This window comes from Desulfuromonadales bacterium, assembly GCA_035620395.1.
Lineage (GTDB): Bacteria > Desulfobacterota > Desulfuromonadia > Desulfuromonadales > DASPGW01 > DASPGW01.
The window spans coordinates 1-3845 of record DASPGW010000099.1 but is presented as its reverse complement, the minus strand read 5'-3'; the positions used below and the strand labels follow the sequence as shown (position 1 = coordinate 3845).

Genomic DNA, 3845 nt, shown 5'->3' with positions numbered 1-3845 from the left:
CATCGTGCGCGGAATCCGCTCAGCAGGTCATCCAGAAGTTCCAGCCCATCGAGCAGCCCCCAAGGCGTGCTGGCCACCTTCAAAACTTTGACACCCAGTTCCCGCTCAAGATCCTCGAGGGAAATGTCATCGAGAAGAACTGCATCCCCTTCCCTGAGCACCACATCGGGAACGAGCAGCGCCTGCCCGAGATCCTTGCCCTTGAGTTCGTTCAGGACATCCCGACCGGTCAGCAGGCCGGTCACTGAGACGTGGCCGCCGAAAAAAGCATTGCGGACCGGGTAGAGATGGATCAGGGTGCCGGTTTTGGCAGAAAGTTCGGCGACAAAGCGAGACAGCTCCCCTTTGGCCGATTCGCCGGTAAAAGTGGCGACGGCGGAAAGCTGAAGGGAGGGGGCTTCGCTGAGCACCTCGGTGGCTTCGGCCCGGAACTGCGGGACCAGACCCACGCCGTTCTCCACCTGGGCCAGGTCTTCATAAGCTACCAGGGGCGGAAATTCCAGGCCCGCCTTGAGATAAAGCTCATCGGCGGCAAAGACAAAGCGTGAGCCGCAGTTGCGGAGAAAGCGCTCCTGATAGTCGTGAATCGATGTCAGGATGATGCGCGCCTCGTCCGCCGTCGGCGGGCGTAAATCGGGCAGTCGCTGCCGGTAACCGGTCAGCCCGACCGGCACCACCGCCAGGGTGAGAACCCATGGATAGAGGACCACCAGGTCCTCAATGGTGCGAGCGAGTTCCTGGCCGTCATTGATTCCGGGGCAGAGCACAACCTGGGTATGGATCTCGATACCCGCCCCGGCAAGCCGCTTGAGCAGCTCGAGAATCGGCGGTCCCTGGCGGCCGAGCAGGCGGGTGCGCAGCTGCTCGTCGGTAGCGTGCACCGATACGTAGAGCGGAGAGAGGCGTTGCCTGATGATCCGCTCGATATCCGCCTCGGTGACGTTAGTCAGGGTGACGTAGGAGCCGTAGAGATAGGAGAATCGGTAGTCCTCGTCCTTGACGTAAAGGGTGCGGCGCATCCCCTTCGGGAGCTGGTGAACGAAGCAGAAGATGCAGTTGTTCCCGCACTGGGTCGGTTCGGGATGCTCGAAATTCAGGCCCAGGTCGGAGTCGGCGTCCTTTTCCACTTCCAGATCCCAGAGTTCGCCATCGTGCTTGCGCACCTCGAGCAGCAGCTCCTCGGTCGCCGCATGAACCTGGAAGTCGAGCAGATCGCTGATTATATGACCGTTAATGGTCAGAATGCTGTCGCCAGCATTCAGCTCCAGTTCCTCGGCAATGCTCCCGGGATCGACACCGATGATTTCAAGCATACACCCACTCCCCGTTCGTGGTTTCATTGCAGATGGCCGAAACCCCGTAGATCCGCAGAATGCAATTGATCATCGCACCGTTCCTGATGTTATTAGCGGGAGGCGGGGGGCAGAGAGCGTACGCCGCGCAGGATGTAATGGAGACCGGATGCTGTGGTCACCAGCGCCGTCAGCCAGAAAAGCAGCCTGAGGTCGGCAGCCTCGCTCCCCTGCAAAGCCACCAGCAGAGACAGGGCGACAGTGACAATCTGGAGAAAAGTGGTCTGTTTTCCCCACAGCGTCGGGACCGCGGCGACCGTCTGTCCCGAAAAATAGAGAATGGCGACGCCGAGAGAAACGAAAAGATCCTTGGTCACCACTATGACGGCCAGCCAGGCCGGCAGCAGGCCGACGACCGCCAGAGAAACATAGGAAACGGACATCAGGAGTTTATCGGCCAGCGGATCCAGAAAGGACCCAAGAACGGTCTGCTGCTTGAAATAGCGGGCGGTGAAACCGTCCAGCACATCGGTCACCCCGGCCAGCACAAAAAAAGACAAGGCCAGCACCAGCCGATCATAGATGAGGGCGATCAGAAAAGCCGGTACCAGCACCAGACGGAACAGGGTCAAGGCATTGGAGAGATTCATTCCATCCCTGCTAGCGCAAACGGAGAGGTCCCCGCTGGAGTCGATTACCAGACAGGGACCTCAGGAACCGGTACGGGGAGAATCCGCTGACGAAAAATCAGTCCTTGCCCCCGTGCAGACGGAAAGAGCCATCTGAGGAGGTGATGGAAGAGATGGCATGCTTGTAGAGCAGGATATCGCCGCCACTTTCGATGAGCAGGCAGAAGCTGTCAAAGGACTTGATATAGCCTTCCAGCTTCTCCCCCGACATCATCACGACCGTGACGCGAACTCTCTCCTTGCGGGCCTGGTTGAGGTACTGATCCTGGATATTGAATGGGGTCTTGGCCATGTCCACTCCTTTAGGCTGCATAAAATTGATCAATCAACGCAAGGATTCTAACAGACTCTTGGCAGGAATCAACCCAAATTATTGATTTGTCTTTACGGAACCAGGTGAGCTGCCGTTTGGCATAATGGCGAGTAGCGCGCTGGATCAGGGACAGGGTCTCGTCAAGAGAGATTTCCCCCTGCAGGTACTGGATGCACTCGCGGTAGCCGATGGTTTGCAGCGACTTGAGTCGTGGCAAATAGCCCTTGGCCAGCAGATGGCGTGTCTCCTCGATCAGGCCGGCTTCCAGCATCAGTTCGGCCCGCCGGTCGATACGCCGAATAAGCTCGTCACGAGCAGGTGCCAGGCCGATTTTCAGGGTAGCAAAGGGACGATCGGCAAAGGCGTGTGCAGCCTGCAGTGCTGAAAGACGCTGGCCGGTCAGTTCCATGACCTCCAAGGCCCGGACGATCCGAACCCGGTTGCGAGGATGCATCCGGGCGGCCATGGCCGGGTCGCGTTCCTGCAGCAAGCGGTACAGCGCGCCCTCTCCCTGTTCCTGTTCGAACTGGTGCAACTGTTGGCGAAGAGCCTCATTCCCCGCGGGTGCCGCCACCAGACCGTCGGTCAGGGCGCGAATGTAGAGTCCCGTACCACCGACCACAAAGGGCAACCGGCGCCGCTGGAGGATGTCAAGGGTCAGGCGGCGGCCCTGCTCGACGAAATCGGCGACCGTAAATTGTTCTGCCGGGTCGACGACATCGACCAGATGGTGCTGCAGCCGGGAGAGTTCATCCGGGGCCGGTTTGGCGGTTCCGATGTCCATGCCGCGATAGATCTGCCGCGAATCCGCCGATATGACTTCCACGTCGAAACGTTTCCCCAGTTCCAGGGCCAGCGCCGTTTTCCCTGCAGCCGTGGGTCCGCAGATTACAACCAGCTGGGGTTTGCCGACTGATGCCGCTGGCCGGGCCATCACGTTCTCCGGAACATGCGCTCCACCTCCGCAAGTGGCAGTCGCTTCAGAACGGGCCGGCCATGCGGGCAGTGGGCGCTGAAATCAACCCGGTCGAGGTCGCGCAGCAGAGCATTGATCTCAGAAGCAGTGAGCGATTGGTTGGCGCGTATCATGCCATGGCAGGCCATGAGAATGAGGATTTCGTCGACTGCCGCTTCGACCAGGCCGCTCTTGCCGAGAACCACCAGTTCGGCAGCCACATCGCGCACCAACTGTTCGGCCTGGGCATCGCCGAGAAGACGGGGGACCGCCTTCAAGGCAAAGGTTCGGCCGCCGAACGGTTCGAGTTCGAAACCCAGTCGTTCCAGTTCCCCGAGATGTTCGTTAAGTTGCGCCGCCTCGCGGAACTCGAATTCCAGCATCGCCGGGAAGAGCAGAGCCTGACGTTCAATCCGGTCTTTCCGGTATTCGGCGCGCAGGCGCTCGAAGCCGATCCGCTCGTGCGCGGCATGCTGATCGATCAGAACCAGATCATCCCCATCCTGGCAGACGATAAAGCTTCTCCGGTATTGGCCGATGACCAGCAGCGAGGAGAAGAACCCCAGGGGGGGGTCGGCTGCTGGCGGTTCCGGCAG

Annotated in this window: 5 protein-coding genes; all 5 read right to left on the bottom strand. The window is 59.9% G+C overall.

Annotation, left to right across the window (positions count from 1 at the left end):
- Positions 1 to 1313, bottom strand: a 1313-nt coding sequence (locus tag VD811_05705; GenBank protein ID HXV20471.1) for a DUF512 domain-containing protein, incomplete at its 3' end; no start/stop codon positions are given.
- 92 nt (positions 1314 to 1405) lie between these two features.
- Positions 1406 to 1942, bottom strand: coding sequence for a CDP-alcohol phosphatidyltransferase family protein (locus tag VD811_05700; protein HXV20470.1), 537 nt, complete (start codon positions 1940 to 1942; stop codon positions 1406 to 1408).
- Positions 1943 to 2039: 97 nt separating this feature from the next.
- Positions 2040 to 2273, bottom strand: a complete 234-nt coding sequence (gene hfq / locus VD811_05695) for an RNA chaperone Hfq (protein ID HXV20469.1) — start codon at positions 2271 to 2273, stop codon at positions 2040 to 2042.
- 10 nt (positions 2274 to 2283) lie between these two features.
- On the bottom strand, positions 2284 to 3228 hold the full coding sequence (miaA, locus tag VD811_05690; protein ID HXV20468.1) for a tRNA (adenosine(37)-N6)-dimethylallyltransferase MiaA: 945 nt from the start codon (positions 3226 to 3228) through the stop codon (positions 2284 to 2286).
- Positions 3228 to 3845 (bottom strand): DNA mismatch repair protein MutL (locus VD811_05685; GenBank protein HXV20467.1); only part of this gene is annotated, 618 nt, incomplete at its 5' end. The genes VD811_05685 and miaA, both read right to left, overlap by 1 nt.

Excerpts from the sequence above, each read along its gene's own strand:
- VD811_05700 (HXV20470.1), bottom strand. The coding sequence starts at position 1,942 with ATGAATCTCTCCAATGCCTTGACCCTGTTCCGTCTGGTGCTGGTACCG.
- hfq (HXV20469.1), bottom strand. The coding sequence starts at position 2,273 with ATGGCCAAGACCCCATTCAATATCCAGGATCAGTACCTCAACCAGGCC.
- miaA (HXV20468.1), bottom strand. The coding sequence starts at position 3,228 with ATGGCCCGGCCAGCGGCATCAGTCGGCAAACCCCAGCTGGTTGTAATC.